This is a genomic window from Streptomyces sp. NPDC046303 (assembly GCF_055588085.1).
The window spans coordinates 257,506-276,674 of sequence record NZ_JBVJFA010000003.1; the positions used below are offsets into that span (position 1 = coordinate 257,506).

Here is a 19,169-nt window from a genome sequence, read left to right on the forward strand (position 1 = left end):
TCAGGCCGGTCAGGCCGGTCAGGCCGGTCAGGCCGGTCAGGCCGGTCAGGCCGGTCAGGCCACGTTGACCCGCTGCCCTGGAGGCGCCGCCTCCAGCCACGCCAGGAAACCGGTCAGCGCGTCCTCGCTCATCGCCAGCTCCAGGCGGGTCCCCCGGTGGACACAACCGAGCACGACGGCATCGGAGAGCAGCGCCAGCTCCTCCTCGCCCTCGGGGGCGCGGCGGGCGACGACCTCGATGGAGGAGCGCTCCAGCAGGCGGCGCGGGCGCGGGGAGTACGAGAACACCCGGAACCACTCGATCCGGTCGCCGCTGTAGCGGGCGACCCCGTACACCCAGCCCTTGCCGGAGGTGTCGGCCTCCTCGGGCACCCCCCAGCGCATGCTGCAGTCGAAGGTGCCGCCGGAGCGCTGGATGAGTCTGCGGCGCAGTCCGAAGACAAACAGCCCGATCACCACCAGGGCTACGACCAGGCCGCTCACAAGCAGAGCGAGGAGCATCTTCACCGACCTCCTCGCTCATCGAATACCGCATGCCAAAAAAACGACCTGCATCGCCTCAGCCGCGACCCGGTCTGGAAAATTCCAGAATGGACCGCGGCTGAGGTTTGCCGGGTCCCGGAGGTCGCCCTCCGGAACTCAGCGGTTCAAACTCCGACGGGTGTTCAGCCCGTTACGGCGCGCAGCCGGACATCCGCGCGACGCTCGGCGGCCGCGTCGGCCTCCGCCTTCGCGCGCTCCAGTGCCCGCTCCGCACGCTGGACGTCGATCTCGTCCGCGAGCTCGGCGATCTCGGCCAGCAGGGACAGCTTGTTGTCCGCGAACGAGATGAATCCGCCGTGCACCGCTGCGACGACGGTGTTGCCGTCACTGGTACGGATGGTCACAGGGCCCGATTCCAGCACACCGAGAAGCGGCTGGTGACCGGGCATGACGCCGATGTCGCCGGACGTGGTGCGGGCGACAACAAGGGTGGCCTCGCCGGACCAGACATTGCGGTCCGCCGCGACCAGCTCGACGTGCAGCTCAGCAGCCAAGGTGGCTCCTCGGGTCACCACCCGGCGGGTCAGCCGGGTGTTGGGTCAAATTCTAATGGGCGTGGGGAGAGGGACGGGCCATACCCGCCCCTCTCCGTCCAGGCACGTGCCGGCGTGGCCGGGGAGCCTGCGAACCGGATGCGGCTCCTCGCGGAGCGCGCCGGATCAGGAGACGCCCAGCTCCTTGGCGTTGGCCTTCAGGTCCTCGATGCCACCGCACATGAAGAACGCCTGCTCGGGGAAGTGGTCGTAGTCACCGTCGCAGATCGCGTTGAACGCGGTGATCGACTCGTCGAGCGGAACGTCCGAACCGTCCACGCCGGTGAACTGCTTCGCCACGTGGGTGTTCTGCGACAGGAAGCGCTCGACGCGACGGGCACGGTGGACAACGAGCTTGTCCTCCTCGCCCAGCTCGTCGATACCGAGGATCGCGATGATGTCCTGGAGGTCCTTGTACTTCTGCAGGATCCCCTTGACACGCATGGCGGCCGCGTAGTGGTCCGCCGCGATGTACCGCGGGTCGAGGATGCGGGACGTCGAGTCCAGCGGGTCCACGGCCGGGTAGATGCCCTTCTCGGAGATCGGACGGGAGAGAACCGTCGTCGCGTCGAGGTGGGCGAAGGTGGTCGCCGGCGCCGGGTCGGTCAGGTCGTCCGCGGGGACGTAGATCGCCTGCATCGAGGTGATCGAGTGACCACGGGTCGAGGTGATGCGCTCCTGGAGGAGACCCATCTCGTCGGCCAGGTTCGGCTGGTAACCCACCGCGGAGGGCATACGGCCGAGCAGGGTCGACACCTCGGAACCCGCCTGGGTGTACCGGAAGATGTTGTCGATGAAGAACAGCACGTCCTGCTTCTGAACATCGCGGAAGTACTCCGCCATGGTCAGACCGGCGAGCGCGACGCGCAGACGGGTGCCCGGGGGCTCGTCCATCTGGCCGAAGACAAGGGCGGTCTTGTCGATGACGCCCGAGTCGCCCATCTCCTCGATGAGGTCGTTGCCCTCACGGGTACGCTCACCGACGCCCGCGAAGACCGACACACCGTCGTGGTTGTTGGCGACGCGGTAGATCATTTCCTGGATCAGAACGGTCTTGCCGACACCGGCACCACCGAACAGACCGATCTTTCCACCCTTGACGTACGGGGTGAGAAGGTCGATGACCTTGACGCCGGTCTCGAACATCTCCGTCTTGGACTCGAGCTCGTCGAAGCTCGGGGCCTTGCGGTGGATGGGCCAGCGCTCGGTGACCTCGGCGTTCGCCTCGGGGTAGTTGAGCACCTCACCCAGGGTGTTGAAGACCTTGCCCTTGGTGAAGTCACCGACGGGGACGGTGATGCCTTCGCCCGTGTCGGTCACCGGGGCCTGGCGGACCAGGCCGTCGGTCGGCTGCATCGAGATGGTACGGACGAGGCCGTCACCCAGGTGCTGCGCGACCTCGAGGGTCAGGGTCTTGAGCTTGCCGTCCTCGGCCGGGTCGGCGACCTGGACCTTGAGGGCGTTGTAGATCTCGGGCATCGCGTCGACGGGGAACTCCACGTCGACGACCGGGCCGATGACCCGGGCGACGCGGCCCGTGGCGGCGGCCGTCTCAACAGTGGTCGTCATTACTTGTCACTCCCCGCGGTCGCGTCGGCCATGGCGCTCGCGCCACCGACGATCTCGCTGATTTCCTGGGTGATTTCGGCCTGGCGGGCCGCGTTGGCAAGCCGGGAGAGGCTCTTGATGAGGTCTCCGGCGTTGTCGGTCGCCGACTTCATCGCGCGGCGGCGGGCGGCGTGCTCGGAAGCGGCCGACTGCAGCAGTGCGTTGTAGATGCGGCTCTCGACGTAGCGCGGCAGCAGGGCGTCGAGGACGTCCTCCGCCGACGGCTCGAAGTCGAACAGCGGAAGGATCTCGCCCTTCGTACCGCTCTCCTCCGCAGCCTGGTCGAGGCTGAGCGGCAGCATCCGGCCGTCCACCGCGTTCTGCGTCATCATCGACACGAATTCCGTGTAGACGATGTGCAGCTCGTCGACGCCGCCCTCGGCCGTTTCCTTCTGGATGGCCTCGATCAGCGGCGCGGCGACGCGCTTGGCATCGGCGTAAGCCGGGCTGTCGGTGAAGCCCGTCCACGACTCCGCGATCTTGCGCTCGCGGAAGCCGTAGTAGGCGACACCCTTGCGGCCGACGATGTAGGCATCGACGTCCTTGCCCTCAGCGCGCAGCCGCTCGGTGAGCCGCTCCGCCTGCTTGATGGCGTTCGAGGAGTAGCCGCCGGCCAGACCGCGGTCGCTCGTGATGAGCAGGACCGCGGCGCGGGTCGGCGTCTCGACCTCGGTGGTCAGGGCGTGCTTGGTGTTCGAACCGGTCGCCACCGCGGTCACCGCACGGGTGAGCTCGGTCGCGTACGGCATCGATGCCGCCACCTTGCGCTGCGCCTTGACGATGCGCGAGGCGGCGATCATCTCCATCGCCTTGGTGATCTTCTTGGTCGCCGTGACGGCACGGATGCGACGCTTGTAGACCCGGAGCTGCGCTCCCATGAGTCAGGTCCCTTCCGTCGTCACTTGGAGACGTTGACGGCCGGCGCGTCCTCGCCCAGGAGCTTGCCGTCCGAGGTCTCGAACTGGCGCTTGAAGGCGGCGATGGCGTCGGCGATCGACGTCAGGGTGTCGTCCGACATCTTGCCGCCCTCGGCGATGGAGGTGAGGAGGTCCTTGCGCTCGCGGCGCAGGTGCTCCAGCAGCTCCGACTCGAAGCGACGGATGTCGTTGACCGGGACGTCGTCCATCTTGCCGGTGGTGCCGGCCCAGACGGAGACGACCTGCTCCTCGACGGGCATCGGCTGGTACTGGCCCTGCTTCAGCAGCTCGACCATGCGCTTGCCGCGCTCCAGCGAGGCCTTCGACGCGGCGTCCAGGTCGGAACCGAAGGCGGCGAACGCCTCCAGCTCGCGGTACTGGGCGAGGTCCACGCGCAGACGGCCGGAAACCTGCTTCATGGCCTTGTGCTGGGCGGAGCCACCGACGCGGGAGACCGAGATACCGACGTTCAGCGCCGGGCGCTGGCCCGCGTTGAACAGGTCGGACTCCAGGAAGCACTGGCCGTCGGTGATGGAGATGACGTTGGTCGGGATGAACGCCGACACGTCGTTCGCCTTGGTCTCGACGATCGGCAGACCGGTCATCGAACCGGCGCCCATCTCGTCGGAGAGCTTCGCGCAGCGCTCGAGCAGACGCGAGTGCAGGTAGAAGACGTCACCCGGGTAGGCCTCGCGGCCCGGCGGGCGGCGCAGCAGCAGCGACACGGCGCGGTAGGCGTCGGCCTGCTTCGACAGGTCGTCGAAGATGATCAGGACGTGCTTGCCGGCGTACATCCAGTGCTGGCCGATGGCGGAACCGGTGTACGGCGCCAGGTACTTGAAGCCGGCCGGGTCGGACGCCGGGGCGGCGACGATCGTCGTGTACTCGAGCGCGCCGGCCTCTTCCAGGGCGCCGCGAACGGACGCGATGGTCGAGCCCTTCTGGCCGATGGCGACGTAGATGCAGCGGACCTGCTTGTTCACGTCGCCCGAGCGCCAGTTGTCGCGCTGGTTGATGATCGTGTCGACGGCCAGAGCGGTCTTGCCGGTCTGACGGTCACCAATGATCAGCTGACGCTGGCCACGGCCGATCGGCACCATGGCGTCGACGGCCTTGTAGCCGGTCTGCATGGGCTCGTGCACCGACTTACGGACCATGACGCCCGGGGCCTGCAGCTCGAGGGCGCGGCGGCCCTCGGTCGCGATCTCGCCGAGGCCGTCGATCGGGTTGCCGAGCGGGTCGACAACGCGGCCGAGGTAGCCCTCGCCGACACCGACGGAGAGGACCTCACCGGTGCGCTGCACCGGCTGACCCTCCTCGATGCCGTTGAACTCGCCGAGGACGATCGCACCGATCTCGCGCTCCTCGAGGTTGAGGGCGAGACCGAGGGTGCCGTCCTCGAACTTCAGCAGCTCGTTCGCCATGGCGGAGGGCAGGCCCTCCACCTTCGCGATGCCGTCGCCGGCAACGCTGACCGTTCCGACCTCCTCGCGCGAGGCCGCGTCCGGCTGGTACGACTGGACAAAGTTCTCCAGTGCGTCCCGGATCTCCTCCGGCCGGATCGTGAGCTCCGCCATCTGGGTTCCCTGCTCTCCTTGTTGGGCCTGAAGCTTCTTAGGGGTCTGGGGGCGACCCCCAGGAATCTTCTGCAAGTTCTGCACGGCCCAACCGGGCCGCTAGGAATGCGTTGTTCTATTGGTGGCTGGTCAGCCGGCCATGCGGCGGGACGCCTCGGAGAGGCGGTCCGCGATGGTGCCGTCGATGACCTCGTCGCCGACTCGCACCGAGATCCCGCCGAGGACCTCGGGGTCCACGTCGAGGTTCAGGTGCATCTGGCGGCCGTACAGCTTGGCCAGCACTGCGCCGAGACGCGCCTTCTGCTCGTCGCTGAGCGGAACCGCGCTGGTCACGGTGGCGACCATGCGGTTGCGGCGCTCGGCGGCGAGCGTGGAAAGGGACTCGAGTCCCGCTTCCAGGCTACGTCCACGCGGCAGCGTGACAAGACGGATCACCAGGCGCTCGGTGACGGCGTTCACCTTGCCGCCGAGCAGGCTGCGCAGCAGCTCGCTCTTGGCGGCGGTGGTGGCCGCACGGTCGGTGAGCGCGGCACGCAGCTCGGTGTTCGAGGAGACGATCCGGCCGAAGCGGAAGATCTCGTCCTCGACGTTGTCGAGCGCGTCGCCCTGCTGGGCCGCCGTGAGGTCGGCGGTGGCCGCCAGCTCCTCCAGCGAGTCCACCAGGTCGCGGGACTGCGACCAACGGGACCGGACCATGCCGGACACCAGGTCGAGGGTTTCCCCGCCCACCTGGCCGCCCAGCAGCCGACCGGCCAGCTCGGCCTTGGCCTCGCCGGACTGCGCCGGGTCGGTGAGGACCCGACGCAGCGAGACCTCACGGTCGAGCAGCGCGGTGACGGCAGCCAGCTCACCGGCGAGCTTCGCCGCGTCGACGGACGTGTTGTCCGTCAGCGCGTCGAGACGCTCGCGCGCGGAGGCCAGTGCCTCGCGGCTCGCTCCGTTCATCGGGCGGCCTCGGCCTTCTCCTCGAGCTCGCTGAGGAAGCGGTCGATCGTGCGGCTCTGCCGGGCGTGGTCCTCGAGGGACTCGCCGACGAGCTTTCCGGCCAGGTCGGTGGCGAGCTTGCCCACGTCCTGACGCAGCGCCTGAGAGGCGGCCTTGCGGTCGGCCGCGATCTGGGCGTGGCCGGCAGCGATGATCTCCTCACGCTGCCGCTGGCCCTCTGCGCGCAGTTCTTCCTTGAGCGCAGTGCCCTGCTCCAGCGCTTCCTGGCGCAGGCGCGCGGCCTCGTGCCGGGCTTCGGCGAGCTGGGCCTTGTACTGCTCCAGGACGCTCTGAGCCTCGGTCTGAGCGGCTTCTGCCTTTTCGATACCGCCTTCGATCGCCGCGTGGCGCTCTTCCAGAACCTTGTTGATGTTCGGGAGGAGCTTCTTCGCGAGGAAACCGAAGACGATGACGAAGGCGATCAGACCGATGACGAGCTCGGGGATCGGCGGGACGAGGGGGTTACCCGGCTCCTCGGCCGCGAGAACCAGGAGGTTCACATCAGTGCCTTTCGTCGATTCGGACTAGTCGTTGAGTTCGTCTTAGTAGACGAACGGCATGACCAGACCGATGAGGGCGAGCGCCTCACAGAAGGCGAAGCCGAGGATCTGGTTGGCGCGGATCAGACCGGCAGCCTCAGGCTGACGGGCGAGGGCCTGCGTGCCGTTACCGAAGATGATGCCGACGCCGACGCCCGGGCCGATCGCCGCGAGACCGTAACCGACGGAGCTGAGGGAACCTTCGACGGCAGCAAGGGTCTGGGACATGCCAGTTCTTCCTTCTCTTTCATGGACCGGTGGGGGTTGGCCACCGGACGATTCGGGGGTTTGCGGAGCGAACTCGCTCAGTGGTGCTCGGCGAGCGCGCCCTGCAGGAAGCTGCAGGCCAGGAGCACGAAGACGTAAGCCTGGACAGCCTGGATGAAGAGCTCGAACGCGGTCATCACGATGACCATGACGAACGAGACACCGGCGTAGGCGATGCCGATCCCGTTCAGCAGGTACCAGCTGGCGATGGTGAACAGCAGCAGCAGGGTGTGACCGGCGAACATGTTCGCGAACAGTCGGACCGCGTGGGTGAACGGGCGGACGATGACGTTCGAGAAGAACTCGATCACCATGACCATCGGCAGGATCGGGCCGAGGGACTTGTCGTAACCCGTCAGGTTCTTGAAGCCGCCGACGAAGCCGTGGCGCTTGAAGGTCACCGACATCCACATGATGTAGATGATCGCGGCGAGGCCGGCCGGGTACGCGATGACCGCGGTCACCGGGAACTGGGCGAGCGGCACGATCGACCACAGGTTCATGATCCAGACGAAGAAGAACGTCGCGACCATGAAGGGGACGTACTTCTCGCCTTCCTTCTTACCGAGCGTCTCGTAGACGATGCCGCGGCGTACGAAGTCGTAACCGGCCTCGGCGACCATCTGAAGCTTGCCCGGGACGACCTTCGGCTTCCGGAACGCGGCCCAGAAGAAGCCGACGATGATGACCGAGCCCAGCAGGGCGAGCAGCATCGTCTTGTTGAAGTACAGGTTGCTGTCCGCGTCGCCGAAGATCGGCTCGAACAGGAACGAGTACAGGGTCGGGCCCGGGAAGCCGCAGCTGGGAGTGTCTTCGAAATGACAGTTGATATCGAAGGCGAGCGTCATGTCAGCAGCACTCACCGCAGGGCTCCTTCAGCGTGGCGCATAGGTACGGCAACCTCGTTGTGTCGGCGCGGCGAGCAGCCGCGGTTCGGCACTGGACTGGTGTAACGGATGGTGGGGCGGCGATCAGGCATCGAGCCTCGCGATGGAACAGGCGTCAGCTCAGATGCCCGCGCCCGCAGTGCCGCAGTTGGCACCGGACGATAGCAGGATCTCGAACGCCCACTTATCCCGGCCCTACCCTTCACGACTTCGGCCCCGGATTTTCGGGCTTGTCGCCCTTCATCGAGTCAGGCTCGACGTAGAGGATCTTGGCCTTCATGTGAGCACGGGTCTGCGCGCCGATCCACACGAGGGTGGTGGCGACGAGCGTGATCGCGAAGGCCTTGGGGTGGAACAGAGTGGTGTTCTTGAACGCGGCGAGAAAGACGAAGAGCAGCAGAATCTGGGCCGCGTAGAGCATGAGCCCCATGGCCTGGAAGAGATGCGGGAGTGATTTCGCCGTGCGCTGCAGAACGACGAATCCGATGCCCATGAACAAAATCACGACCAGCGTCGCGACGACGGCACCGACCGCCCCCTTGCCGCCGACGACCAGCGCGCTGATCACGGCGGCGAGAGCGCCGGCGACAGCGGTGGGTACAGCGGCTTGCAGGAGAGATCGGACGTCATCAGACCGCATGGCGGGTTGCTCCGCGTGGTGGTGGGGGCACGGGACTCGTACGGGACGAGCGTAAGCCCGGTCCGAGTGTGATCCTCGGGCCAAGGGACCGTCGCACTACGGTCCTTCGGCTCTGTCGCCGGGTTTAGTGAACGGTATCACAAACTATTTGATGAGAGCTTTACCTGCGAAGTGTGCTGACTGTCACACATGAGAGGGACCCTGCGCGTGTGTGCACGACAGACAGGCCTCTTGTCTGGTATTGGGAGCCCATATCCGATATGCGCCACACCGGTCAGCGAGTCGATTCAGCCTTACGCCGGTCGGGGAAGCGCGAACGGGGGCCGATGGCGGTCGCCCCGTTGACGCCGGACACCCCCGCCGCGATCGGCCTGGCGGGCTCCGGCTCGGTGCCCGTGGCGTCCCTGGCGGCGGCCTCGGCCGCCGCCTCCGCCGCCCGCGCGGCGTGCCGGTAGCGCGGCGGCACCAGACCCTCCGCCCAGCGCGGGGCGCGCGGGGTGAAGCGCGGCAGGAGCAGCAGGATCAGGCCCACCGCGCTGAGCGCGGCGATGCCCAGCACGATCCACATCGAGGCGGAGTTCACCGAGTACGCCACCGTGCCGAAGGCGATCAGTCCCGACCAGAAGTACATGATCAGCACCGCGCGGCTGTGCGAATGTCCGAGCTCGAGGAGCCGGTGGTGCAGGTGCCCGCGGTCGGCGGCGAAGGGCGACTGGCCCTTCCAGGTGCGCCGGACGATGGCCAGGACCAGGTCCGCCATCGGGATCGCGATGATCGTCAGCGGCAGGATCAGCGGGATGAACACCGGGATCATCGCGTGCGTCGCGTTGCGCTCACCGCCCGCGAACAGGGCCAGCGCGTCCGGGTCCACCTGGCCGCTGATCGAGATCGCGGAGGCGGCGAGCACCAGGCCGATGAGCATCGAGCCGGAGTCGCCCATGAAGATCCGGGCGGGATGCATGTTGTGCGGCAGGAAGCCCAGGCACATGCCCATCAGGATCGCGGCGAAGAGGGTCGCGGGGGCGGCCTGCTCGATGCCGTAGCCGAACCAGAGCCGGTAGGCGTACAGGAAGAACGCGGTGGCGGCGATGCACACCATGCCGGCGGCGAGGCCGTCCAGGCCGTCCACGAAGTTCACCGCGTTGATGGTGATCACGACCAGGGCCACGGTGAGCAGGTTCCCCTGCCACTGGGTGAGGGAGACCGTGCCAATGCCCGGAACCGGGATCCACAGGATGGTCAGGCCCTGCATCACCATCACGCCGGCGGAGATCATCTGCGCGCCGAGCTTGATCAGCGCGTCGATCTCGAACTTGTCGTCGAGGACGCCGACCAGCCAGATCAGGGCGGCGCCGGAGAGCAGGGCGCGCGGTTCGTTCGAGAGCTCGAAGACGCCGTTGAGGTTGTGCAGGTGGTCGGCGACCAGCAGGCCCGCGCACAGGCCGCCGAACATGGCGATACCGCCGAGCCGCGGCGTGGGCTCGCGGTGCACGTCGCGGGCGCGGATCTCCGGCATGGCCCCGGCCGCGATCGCGAACTTCCGCACGGGCCCGGTCAGCAGGTAGGTCACCGCGACCGTGACACAAAGTGTCAGCAGATATTCACGCACGGGCTGCCCCAGATGTATCGCCGGCCATCTCAGCCCCACACATTAGCTGTGATGCACCCCCCACCGAGGACGCGAGGGGACCGTATCCCGGTTCCACTACACCCCCCTTGTCCCGTTTACTCCCCGTAAGGGGGAAATCCCATCGTCAGCTCTCCGACCTCCGTACGGGTCCGCGCCGCGTCCCCGTGCAGGGCGGCCGCGAACAGCGCCGCGATCCGGGGCATCTCCGCCTCCCCCATCCCCTGGGTGGTGACGGCGGCGGTGCCCAGCCGCACCCCGCGCTGGTCCCCGTACGGGAGGGCGCAGGTGTCGAGCACGATCCCGGCGGCGGCCAGCCGGCCGCGCGCGGTCGGCCCGTCGACGCCCAGCGGGGCCGGGTCGGCGGTGATCAGGTGGGTGTCGGTCCCGCCGGTGGTCACGGTGAAGCCGTGGTCCTCCAAGGCCTCGGCCAGCGCCCGCGCGTTGGCGACGACCCGGTGCGCGTACGTGGCGAAGGCGGGGGCCGCGGCCTCCCCGAAGGCCACGGCCTTGGCGGCGATGGTGTGCATCTGGGCGCCGCCCTGGGTGAAGGGGAACACCGCCCGGTCGATCCGCTCGGCGAACTCGGCGCCGCACAGCAGCATGCCGCCGCGCGGACCGCGCAGCACCTTGTGCGTGGTCGCGCAGACGATGTCGGCGTACGGGACCGGGCTCGGCGCGGCCCCGCCGGCCACCAGCCCGATGGGGTGGGCGGCGTCGGCGATCAGATAGGCGCCGACCTCGTCGGCGATCTCCCGGAAGGCCGAGTACTCGGGGTGGCGGGGGTAGGAGATGGATCCGCAGACGATCGCCTTCGGCCGGTGCGAGTGGGCGAGCTGCTGCACCTGCTCGTAGTCGATGAGCCCGGTCTCCGCGTCCACCCCGTAGCCGACGAAGTCGAACCACCGGCCGGAGAAGTTCGCGGGCGAGCCGTGCGTGAGGTGGCCGCCGTACGGCAGGCCCATCGCCAGCACCGTCTCCCCGGGCCGCAGCAGCGCGGCGTACGCGGCCAGGACCGCGGAGGAACCGGAGTGCGGCTGCACATTGGCGTGCTCGGCGCCGAACAGGGCCGTGGCCCGTTCCACGGCGATCTGCTCGGCCATGTCGACGTATTCGCAGCCGCCGTGGTACCGGGCTCCCGGGTACCCCTCGGCGTACTTGTTGGACAGCGCGGAGCCGAGTGCGGCGAGCACGGCGGGCGAGGTGAAGTTCTCGGCGGCGATCAGCTGCAGCGTGCTCGCCTGCCGCTGCCGCTCGCCCGCGAGGATGTCGGCCATCTGGGGATCCTGCTGGCGCAGGGCATCCGTGGCCTGGGTGGTGACGCTCATGGCGCGACTCCAGGGGGTGCCGGGTTACCTGCCACTGTAGGCCGGAGCCCCGTATCGCGCCCGGCGACGGGCCGCCTGCGGGCGGCTGCGCGCGGCGGCCCCGGCACGGCGGGGTCAGCGGGAGGCCGTCACGCCCGTCAGGGCCGTCACCACCGGGTCCAGCGCCTGGTTGATCTCGTCGCCGATCGAGCGGAAGAAGGTGATCGGCGCCCCGTACGGGTCGTACACCTCGTCCGCGTCCGGCGACGGCGCCAGCAGCCAGCCGCGCAGCGCCGCCGCGGCCCGTACCAGGGCGCGCGCCCGCTCGGCCATGCCGTCGTCCAGGGGCGGCAGGGTGGCCGGGTCTATGGCCCGGACCAGCCGGGTGAACTCCTTCAGCGTGAAGGTGCGCAGCCCCGCCGAATGCCCCATCGAGATGACCTGCGCCCGGTGGTCGCGGGTGGCGGTCAGCACCAGGTCGGCCCGGATGACGTGTTCGTCGAGCAGTTCCCGTCCGGTGAAACCGGAGGCATCTGCTCCGAAGTCCGCCAGTACGGCTGCCGCGTTCGCCTCCATCGGGGCGCCCTCGTGGCCCCAGGTGCCGGCGCTCTCCACGATGAGGTCCGCGGTGACCAGGCCCCCGAGGCGGTGCGCGAGGGCGTGCCGCGTCAGCCGCTCGGTGATGGGCGAGCGGCACACGTTGCCGGTGCTGACGTGGAGTATGCGGAAGGTGTCTCCCCCGGCCACCGCCGGGAGGTGCCCGCTTGCTATGCCACGCCCCTCAGGGCTCACGGGGCTACCTCGAGGTCGGGTACGACCTCCCGCAGCTGCTCCGCGGTGAGCGCCCCTTCGCGCAGCAGGACGGGAACCTTCCCCGTCACGTCGACGATCGACGACGGCTGGATGCCGGGCGTCGGACCGCCGTCCAGGTACACGGACACGGAGTCGCCGAGCATCTCGCGCGCGGCGTCGCAGTCCTCGGGTGCCGGGTGTCCGGTCAGGTTGGCCGAGGACACGGCCATCGGGCCGACCTCGGTCAGCAGCTCGATCGCGACGGGGTGCAGGGGCATCCGTACGGCCACGGTGCCGCCGGTGTCGCCGAGGTCCCAGGCCAGGGAGGGCTGGTGCTTGGCGACGAGCGTCAGCGCGCCCGGCCAGAAGGCGTCGACGAGCTCCCAGGCCTGCTCGGAGAAGTCGGTGACCAGGCCGTGCAGGGTGTTCGGGGAGCCGATGAGCACCGGAGTGGGCATGCCGCGGCCCCGCCCCTTGGCGGCGAGCAGGTCGTGGACCGCTTCCGGGCTGAAGGCGTCCGCGCCGATCCCGTACAGGGTGTCGGTGGGCAGCACGACGAGCTCGCCGCGGCGCACGGCGGATGCGGCTTCGCGCAGGCCCGTCTTGCGGTCCGTCGCGTCGTTGCAGTCGTATCGCCGGGCCATCAGCGGGACTCCTCGTGCAGCAGGGGGGTGACGGTGTCACTGGGTGAACTGGAGCGGATCACGGCAGTGCCTTGCGGGCGGTCGCGAACCGCGGGCGGTTGTTGAGGTCCGGGTGGTCGGCGGCGTCGGCCCAGCCCCGCTCCTCCGCGAAGATCCACGGGACCTGGCCGCCCTGGGTGTCGGCGTGCTCGATGACGACGATGCCGCCGGGCCGCAGCAGCCGGTGGGCCGTGCGCTCGAGGCCGCGGATGGTGTCGAGGCCGTCCTCGCCGGAGAACAGGGCCATCTCCGGATCGTGGTCGCGGGCCTCGGGAGCCACGTACTCCCACTCGGTGAGCGGGATGTACGGCGGATTGGAGATGACCAGGTCGACCTGTCCGTCGAGCTCCGGCAGGGCGCTCAGCGCGTCCCCCTGGTGGACGGTGACCCGCGAACCCTCGGCGTTCTTGCGGGTCCAGCGCAGGGCTTCCTCGGACAGCTCGACCGCGTGCACGCGCGAGCGCGGCACCTCCTGCGCCATGGCCAGCGCGATCGCGCCGGAGCCGGTGCACAGGTCCACGATCAGCGGCTCGACCACGTCCATCGCCCGGACGGCGTGTATGGCCCAGTCCACGACCGACTCGGTCTCGGGCCGCGGGACGAAGACCCCGGGCCCGACCTGGAGCTCCAGGTACCGGAAGAAGGCGCGGCCGGTGATGTGCTGGAGCGGCTCGCGCGCCTCGCGGCGGGCGACGGCCTCCCAGTAGCGGGCGTCGAAGTCCGCGTCCTTGACGTGGTGCAGTTCCCCCCGCTTGACGCCGTGCACGAAGGCCGCGAGCTCCTCCGCGTCGAAGCGCGGTGAGGGCACGCCGGCGGCGGCCAGCCGCTGGGTGGCCTGGGCCACCTCGGCAAGCAGCAAGTTCACGCTGGTCCTCCGGGCTGCTGTCGTACGGGGGGTGGTACGGGTCGTTGCGGCTCTACTGCGCGGCGGCGAGCTTGGCCGCGGAGTCGGCGTCGACGCAGGCCTGGATGACCGAGTCGAGGTCGCCGTCGAGCACCTGGTCCAAGTTGTACGCCTTGAAGCCGGTGCGGTGGTCCGAGATCCGGTTTTCCGGGTAGTTGTACGTGCGGATCTTCTCGGAGCGGTCCACGGAGCGCACCTGGCTGCGGCGCACGTCGGAGGCCTCCTGCTCGGCGGCTTCCTGGGCCGCGGCGAGGAGCCGCGAGCGCAGGATGCGCATGGCCTGCTCCTTGTTCTGGAGCTGGCTCTTCTCGTTCTGGCAGGAGGCGACGACGCCCGTCGGCAGGTGCGTGATGCGCACCGCCGAGTCGGTGGTGTTGACGGACTGGCCGCCGGGGCCCGACGAGCGGTACACGTCGATGCGGAGGTCGTTCATGTTGATCTCGACCTCGACCTCCTCGGCCTCCGGGGTGACGAGCACGCCGGCGGCGGAGGTGTGGATGCGGCCCTGGGACTCGGTGGCCGGAACCCGCTGGACGCGGTGCACGCCGCCCTCGTACTTCAGGCGGGCCCACACGCCCTGGCCGGGCTCGGTGGCGCCGTTGCCGCCCTTGGTGCGGACGGAGACCTGCACGTCCTTGTAGCCGCCGAGCTCGGACTCGGTCGCGTCGATGATCTCGGTCTTCCAGCCCACGCGCTCGGCGTAGCGCAGGTACATGCGCAGCAGGTCGCCGGCGAACAGGGCGGACTCGTCGCCGCCCGCGCCGGCCTTGACCTCCAGGAGCACGTCCTTGTCGTCGCTGGGGTCGCGCGGGACCAGCAGCAGGCGGAGCTTCTCGGTGAGCTCCTCGCGCTGCGCCGTCAGCTCCTTGACCTCGGCCGCGAAGTCGGGGTCGTCGGCGGCGAATTCCTTGGCCGTCTCGATGTCCTCGGCCGCCTGCTTCCACGCACGGAAGGTCGCGATGATCGGGGTCAGCTCCGCGTAGCGCTTGTTCAGCTTGCGCGCGTTGGCCTGATCGGAGTGGACCGAAGGGTCGGCGAGCTTCTTCTCAAGGTCGGCGTGCTCGCCGACCAGTTCCTCGACCGCCTCGAACATCGGGGTACTCCTGGGGTAAAAGTGCGAAGGACTGCAGGGGGTGACGGGGCTGGACGACGACAAAGGCGCCGGTCCGGCCGCCCCCGAGTGGACAGGGGGCGGCCGGTGACCGGCGCCTGGGTCGCGCTACTTCTTGGCCGCACCCTTGCCGAAGCGAGCCTCGAAGCGCGCCACACGGCCACCGGTGTCGAGGATCTTCTGCTTGCCCGTGTAGAACGGGTGGCACTCGGAGCAGACCTCGGCACGGATGGTGCCCTCGACGAGGGTGCTACGGGTGGTGAACGACGCGCCACAGGTGCAGCTGACCTGGGTCTCGACGTACTGGGGGTGGATCTCGCTCTTCAAGGTGTCTCCTAGATTCGGGAGGGCGCCGGGTCGCAGGAGCCGAATTGCGCACTGCGTGAACCGGGGCCGACAGACCAGTCTGCCAGGACCGGGCTGCCTGTCAAAATTCTGAGGACGCCTCCCTCAACGGCAGGGGTCGGGCATCTATTCCGCCCCCGTCCGCCCGGTCGCTCACTGGACGATCGAACCGGCCGTGCCCTTGTCCCCGCTCGAGTTCGCGGTGGCCTCGGCCGGGATCGGACGGTCGGCCAGCAGGGCGTCCCAGACCAGCTGGGACTCCTTCTTCAGGGGCGCGACGCGGTTGGGGTCGATCGCGTCCGTGGTGACCGGCAGGGTGATCATGTGCATGTCCTGGGCGTTGATGCCCTGGAGGCTCTGGGCGAAGCCCATGAGCGATTTCACATCGCCGAGCGGCTTGTCGGTGGTGATCGACTTGGTGCCGGTGTCGGCGAGGTCGAGCAGCCGCTTGGGGTTGTCGAACAGGCCGATGCTCTTGACCTGCTTGATCAGCGCCTTGATGAAGGCCTGCTGGAGCTGTATTCGGCCGAGGTCTCCGCCGTCGCCGACGGCGTGGCGGGTACGGACCAGGCCGAGGGCCTGCTCGCCGTTCAGCTTGTTCGGGCCCGCCGGGAGGTCCAGGTGGCTGTAGTCGTCCTTGATCGGCTTCGCGGTGGTGACCTCGACCCCGCCGAGGGTGTCGATGATCTTCTTGAAGCCCGTGAAGTCGACCTCGATGTAGTGGTCCATGCGGATCCCCGACATCTTCTCGACGGTCTTGACCGCGCAGGCCGCCCCGCCGACGGTGTACGCCTCGTTGAACTGCCTGCGCGTCCCGCCGGGGTCGGTCTTGCCCTTGCCGGTGGTGCACGAGGGGCGGACGGTCATGGTGTCGCGGGGTATCGACACGATGCTGGCCTTGGTGTGGCCCTCGTTCAGGTGGACGATCATCGCGGTGTCGGAGCGGGCCGAGCCGCCGTCGTCCGGGCCGTAGCCGGAGTTCGCGCCGCCGCGGGAGTCGGAACCGAGGACCAGGATGTCCATCGAGCCGTTGTCGATGTTCTGCGGGCGGTCGGTGCCGAGCGCCTGGTCGATGTCGACGGTCTTCAGGTTGCCGTTCAGCTTGAAGTAGAAGTAGCCGAGGCCCGCCCCGCCGAGCAGGACCACGCCCGCTGCGCTCCACGCGGCGATGACGAGGGCCTTGCGGCGCTGCGGTGGCTTGCGCCGGCGCCGGCCCGCGGCGCGATGGCTGGCGCCGTTGCTGTCCTGGCTCATGCTCTCCTCAGTCCTGAACGCGGTCCCCTGTCCTTGACACAGACGGCCGAACGTCCTCCAGGGTTCCACGGCCGCCGGCGGTCCCGAGCCGGACCGGCGGGGACCGCGTTCCGCGACGCACGGTGCGCGGCCCCCGCCGCCACCTGCGGTTTCCCCACCGGACGCAGGCGGGCGGCCCGAGGTTCAGCCCCGCCCCCCCCGTGTGGTGAAGGTCGCACCGCACACAGACGGCCGCCCCCCGGCGCGGACGCGACGGGGGGCGGCTGTGACGCAGCGTGGCGGGACTCAGTCGTCGTTCTTGCCCGACGGAGTGGTCTTCGCGATCTGCATCAGGAACTCGGCGTTCGACTTCGTCTGCTTCATCTTGTCGAGCAGCAGCTCGATCGCCTGCTGAGAGTCGAGCGCGTGCAGCACCCGGCGCAGCTTCCAGACGATGGCGAGCTCCTCCGCGTTGAGGAGGATCTCCTCCTTGCGGGTGCCCGACGGGTCGACGTCGACGGCCGGGAAGATGCGCTTGTCGGCGAGCTTCCGGTCGAGCTTGAGCTCCATGTTGCCGGTGCCCTTGAACTCCTCGAAGATCACCTCGTCCATGCGCGAGCCGGTGTCGACCAGCGCGGTGGCCAGGATGGTCAGCGAGCCGCCGTCCTCGATGTTGCGCGCGGCACCGAAGAAGCGCTTCGGCGGGTACAGCGCGGTCGAGTCGACACCACCGGACAGGATGCGGCCGGAGGCGGGCGCCGCGAGGTTGTACGCGCGGCCCAGACGGGTGATGGAGTCCAGCAGGACGACCACGTCGTGACCCAGCTCGACGAGGCGCTTGGCGCGCTCGATGGCCAGCTCGGCGACGGTGGTGTGGTCCTCGGCCGGGCGGTCGAAGGTCGAGGAGATGACCTCGCCCTTGACCGACCGCTGCATGTCGGTGACCTCTTCCGGACGCTCGTCGACCAGGACGACCATCAGGTGGCACTCGGGGTTGTTGGTGGTGATCGCGTTGGCGATCGCCTGCATGATCATGGTCTTGCCGGTCTTCGGCGGGGCCACGATCAGGCCTCGCTGACCCTTTCCGATCGGCGACACGAGGTCGATGATGCGGGTCGTCAGCACGCCCGGGTCGGTCTCCAGACGGAGCCGGTCCTGCGGGTACAGGGGCGTCAGCTTCTGGAACTCCGGTCGGCCGCGGCCGGATTCGGGCGCCATGCCGTTCACCGAGTCCAGTCGCACGAGGGCGTTGAACTTCTCGCGGCGCTCGCCGTCCTTGGGCTGGCGCACGGCACCGGTGGTGTGGTCGCCCTTGCGCAGACCCGCCTTGCGGACCTGTGCGAGGGAGACGTACACGTCGTTGGGGCCGGGCAGGTAGCCCGAGGTCCGGATGAACGCGTAGTTGTCGAGGATGTCGAGGATGCCCGCGACGGGGATCAGCACGTCGTCGTCGGCGACCTGCGGCTCGTTCGGGGCGAACTCGTCGCGGCCGCGACGGCCACGGCGGTCGCGGTAACGGCCGCGACGGCCGCGACGGCCGCCCTCGTCGTCGAAGTCGTCCTGCGGACCGCTGTCCGGGGGACCCTGCCGGTCCTGACGGCCCTGCTGGCCCTGGCCGCGGCCGCCCTGCTGCTGGCGGTCGCCGCGCTCGGCGCGGTCCTGACGGCCGCCGCCCTGGCCGCCCTGCGCGCCCTGGCCCTGGCCGCCCTGGCCCTGCTCGTCGGCCTTGGCACCGCGGTCGCGGCGGTCGCGCTGACGGTCGCCGCGCTCGGCGCCGCGGTCACGGCGGTCGCGACGGCCGCGGCCCTCGCCCTCCTGCGCCGGGGCGGAGACGGCCGTGGCGGCCTCGGCCCGTACGTCCGTCTGCGGCGCGACGGCGGTCACCGTCGCGGCCTCGGCCTTGACGGTCTCGGTCTTCTGCTCGACCTGCACGGCGGCGGGGGCCGAGGCCTCCGGGCTGCCGGACGGGGCGGTGGCCCGACGCCGGCGGCGCTCGCCGACCGGGGCGTCGTCTCCCCCACGCTCGGCTTCGCTCGCGCGGGAGGGGCCCCCAGCCGGCTGGCCCGGAATGTCGATCTGGGCCTGCACGGCAGGCTTCTCGGCGGGCGCCGCGGCGGCGTCCTCGACCGTCGGCGCGGCAGCGGCCGCGCGGGCCTTGCTGGTGGCGCGGCGCTTCGGCTTGGCCTCGGCGGTGTCCGCGGCGGAGGCGGCGGCCTTGGGCGCTGCGGCGCCGCCCGCCTGCGTCTCCTTGATGACCTCGATCAGCTGGCTCTTGCGCATCCGCGCGGTGCCCCTGATGCCGAGGCCCGACGCGACCTGCTGCAGCTCGGCCAGGACCATGCCGTCAAGGCCGGTGCCGGTGCGGCGACGCTTGGGGGCCGCGCCCGCGGCGGGGGCACTGGTGTCGACAGAGGTGTCGGCAGCGCCCATCAGATCGGTGGTGTCGCTCACGAAGGGTCCTTCCCTGGAGCGGACGTCGGCCTGTCTGGCTCGGCGACCGGTTGTGCTGTCCGACAACAGTCCGTGACCTGATGGGGTTGGACTGTGCCGGGGCGGTGGTCCGCCGGTAGAGATACGGCGGAGAGAAAACGTGCATGGGTGGTTCCGGCGAGAAGCCCCCGAGCTGGAAGCGTGGGAATGTCACGCCGATTCCGGAGCGTGCTCGAAACTGC

19 protein-coding genes are annotated in these 19,169 nt (G+C 69.4%); all 19 read right to left on the reverse strand.

Annotation, left to right across the window (positions count from 1 at the left end):
• Positions 1-54 precede the first annotated feature (54 nt).
• The 19 genes from ACZ6I1_RS04640 to rho all read right to left on the reverse strand — a co-directional run bounded on the left by ACZ6I1_RS04640 (position 55) and on the right by rho (position 18,948).
• Complete coding sequence (locus tag ACZ6I1_RS04640) at positions 55-501, reverse strand: DUF2550 domain-containing protein (RefSeq protein ID WP_257554150.1); 447 nt, start codon at positions 499-501, stop codon at positions 55-57.
• A gap of 164 nt (positions 502-665) precedes the next feature.
• Positions 666-1,037, reverse strand: a complete 372-nt coding sequence (locus tag ACZ6I1_RS04645; protein ID WP_030008701.1) for a F0F1 ATP synthase subunit epsilon — start codon at positions 1,035-1,037, stop codon at positions 666-668.
• Between the two features lie 165 nt (positions 1,038-1,202).
• Positions 1,203-2,645, reverse strand: coding sequence for a F0F1 ATP synthase subunit beta (atpD, locus tag ACZ6I1_RS04650; RefSeq protein ID WP_136224964.1), 1,443 nt, complete (start codon positions 2,643-2,645; stop codon positions 1,203-1,205).
• The gene (locus ACZ6I1_RS04655; RefSeq protein ID WP_469283041.1) at positions 2,645-3,562 is read right to left on the reverse strand and encodes a F0F1 ATP synthase subunit gamma; all 918 of its coding nucleotides are present in this window, start codon (positions 3,560-3,562) and stop codon (positions 2,645-2,647) included. The genes atpD and ACZ6I1_RS04655 overlap by 1 nt, the downstream gene beginning before the upstream one ends.
• 20 nt (positions 3,563-3,582) lie before the next feature.
• Positions 3,583-5,178 carry a F0F1 ATP synthase subunit alpha gene (gene atpA, locus ACZ6I1_RS04660; RefSeq protein WP_362584326.1) on the reverse strand — a complete coding sequence of 532 codons (1,596 nt, stop codon included), beginning with the start codon at positions 5,176-5,178 and terminating at the stop codon, positions 3,583-3,585.
• A 129-nt stretch (positions 5,179-5,307) separates the two neighbouring features.
• On the reverse strand, positions 5,308-6,123 hold the full coding sequence (locus ACZ6I1_RS04665) for a F0F1 ATP synthase subunit delta (protein ID WP_469283044.1): 816 nt from the start codon (positions 6,121-6,123) through the stop codon (positions 5,308-5,310).
• Positions 6,120-6,662, reverse strand: a complete 543-nt coding sequence (locus ACZ6I1_RS04670; protein ID WP_362584332.1) for a F0F1 ATP synthase subunit B — start codon at positions 6,660-6,662, stop codon at positions 6,120-6,122. Before ACZ6I1_RS04670 ends, ACZ6I1_RS04665 begins: the two co-directional genes overlap by 4 nt.
• A 42-nt stretch (positions 6,663-6,704) precedes the next feature.
• Positions 6,705-6,929, reverse strand: coding sequence for an ATP synthase F0 subunit C (gene atpE, locus ACZ6I1_RS04675; protein ID WP_030545783.1), 225 nt, complete (start codon positions 6,927-6,929; stop codon positions 6,705-6,707).
• Between the two features lie 77 nt (positions 6,930-7,006).
• Complete coding sequence (gene atpB, locus ACZ6I1_RS04680) at positions 7,007-7,816, reverse strand: F0F1 ATP synthase subunit A (protein WP_446591894.1); 810 nt, start codon at positions 7,814-7,816, stop codon at positions 7,007-7,009.
• A gap of 241 nt (positions 7,817-8,057) precedes the next feature.
• Entirely contained in the window at positions 8,058-8,495 is a 438-nt protein-coding gene (locus ACZ6I1_RS04685; RefSeq protein WP_469283047.1) for a hypothetical protein, read from the reverse strand.
• A gap of 274 nt (positions 8,496-8,769) precedes the next feature.
• Positions 8,770-10,116 carry an MraY family glycosyltransferase gene (locus tag ACZ6I1_RS04690; RefSeq protein ID WP_469283235.1) on the reverse strand — a complete coding sequence of 449 codons (1,347 nt, stop codon included), beginning with the start codon at positions 10,114-10,116 and terminating at the stop codon, positions 8,770-8,772.
• 104 nt (positions 10,117-10,220) lie between these two features.
• Positions 10,221-11,450: a serine hydroxymethyltransferase gene (locus ACZ6I1_RS04695; RefSeq protein ID WP_469283049.1), complete on the reverse strand. Its 1,230-nt coding sequence runs from the start codon at positions 11,448-11,450 to the stop codon at positions 10,221-10,223.
• A gap of 114 nt (positions 11,451-11,564) precedes the next feature.
• Entirely contained in the window at positions 11,565-12,221 is a 657-nt protein-coding gene (locus ACZ6I1_RS04700) for an arsenate reductase/protein-tyrosine-phosphatase family protein (RefSeq protein WP_469283051.1), read from the reverse strand.
• A complete protein-coding gene (locus ACZ6I1_RS04705; protein WP_469283053.1) occupies positions 12,218-12,865 on the reverse strand; it encodes an L-threonylcarbamoyladenylate synthase in 648 nt (215 codons plus the stop codon). Before ACZ6I1_RS04705 ends, ACZ6I1_RS04700 begins: the two co-directional genes overlap by 4 nt.
• A gap of 58 nt (positions 12,866-12,923) precedes the next feature.
• Complete coding sequence (gene prmC / locus ACZ6I1_RS04710; RefSeq protein ID WP_446591645.1) at positions 12,924-13,769, reverse strand: peptide chain release factor N(5)-glutamine methyltransferase; 846 nt, start codon at positions 13,767-13,769, stop codon at positions 12,924-12,926.
• 52 nt (positions 13,770-13,821) lie between these two features.
• On the reverse strand, positions 13,822-14,901 hold the full coding sequence (prfA, locus tag ACZ6I1_RS04715; protein ID WP_469283056.1) for a peptide chain release factor 1: 1,080 nt from the start codon (positions 14,899-14,901) through the stop codon (positions 13,822-13,824).
• Positions 14,902-15,027: 126 nt separating this feature from the next.
• The gene (gene rpmE, locus ACZ6I1_RS04720) at positions 15,028-15,246 is read right to left on the reverse strand and encodes a 50S ribosomal protein L31 (RefSeq protein ID WP_469283058.1); all 219 of its coding nucleotides are present in this window, start codon (positions 15,244-15,246) and stop codon (positions 15,028-15,030) included.
• 171 nt (positions 15,247-15,417) lie between these two features.
• Complete coding sequence (locus ACZ6I1_RS04725; protein WP_469283060.1) at positions 15,418-16,518, reverse strand: LCP family protein; 1,101 nt, start codon at positions 16,516-16,518, stop codon at positions 15,418-15,420.
• Between the two features lie 285 nt (positions 16,519-16,803).
• Positions 16,804-18,948 carry a transcription termination factor Rho gene (gene rho, locus ACZ6I1_RS04730; protein ID WP_469283062.1) on the reverse strand — a complete coding sequence of 715 codons (2,145 nt, stop codon included), beginning with the start codon at positions 18,946-18,948 and terminating at the stop codon, positions 16,804-16,806.
• Positions 18,949-19,169 lie beyond the last annotated feature (221 nt).

What these genes read in the sequence shown, in the direction of transcription:
- ACZ6I1_RS04640 (WP_257554150.1), bottom strand. Translation starts at nt 501, where the DNA reads ATGCTCCTCGCTCTGCTTGTGAGCGGCCTGGTCGTAGCCCTGGTGGTG.
- atpD (WP_136224964.1), bottom strand. Translation starts at nt 2,645, where the DNA reads ATGACGACCACTGTTGAGACGGCCGCCGCCACGGGCCGCGTCGCCCGG.
- ACZ6I1_RS04655 (WP_469283041.1), bottom strand. Translation starts at nt 3,562, where the DNA reads ATGGGAGCGCAGCTCCGGGTCTACAAGCGTCGCATCCGTGCCGTCACG.
- atpA (WP_362584326.1), bottom strand. Translation starts at nt 5,178, where the DNA reads ATGGCGGAGCTCACGATCCGGCCGGAGGAGATCCGGGACGCACTGGAG.
- ACZ6I1_RS04665 (WP_469283044.1), bottom strand. Translation starts at nt 6,123, where the DNA reads ATGAACGGAGCGAGCCGCGAGGCACTGGCCTCCGCGCGCGAGCGTCTC.
- atpE (WP_030545783.1), bottom strand. Translation starts at nt 6,929, where the DNA reads ATGTCCCAGACCCTTGCTGCCGTCGAAGGTTCCCTCAGCTCCGTCGGT.
- atpB (WP_446591894.1), bottom strand. Translation starts at nt 7,816, where the DNA reads ATGACGCTCGCCTTCGATATCAACTGTCATTTCGAAGACACTCCCAGC.
- ACZ6I1_RS04685 (WP_469283047.1), bottom strand. Translation starts at nt 8,495, where the DNA reads ATGCGGTCTGATGACGTCCGATCTCTCCTGCAAGCCGCTGTACCCACC.
- ACZ6I1_RS04695 (WP_469283049.1), bottom strand. Translation starts at nt 11,450, where the DNA reads ATGAGCGTCACCACCCAGGCCACGGATGCCCTGCGCCAGCAGGATCCC.
- ACZ6I1_RS04705 (WP_469283053.1), bottom strand. Translation starts at nt 12,865, where the DNA reads ATGGCCCGGCGATACGACTGCAACGACGCGACGGACCGCAAGACGGGC.
- prfA (WP_469283056.1), bottom strand. Translation starts at nt 14,901, where the DNA reads ATGTTCGAGGCGGTCGAGGAACTGGTCGGCGAGCACGCCGACCTTGAG.
- ACZ6I1_RS04725 (WP_469283060.1), bottom strand. Translation starts at nt 16,518, where the DNA reads ATGAGCCAGGACAGCAACGGCGCCAGCCATCGCGCCGCGGGCCGGCGC.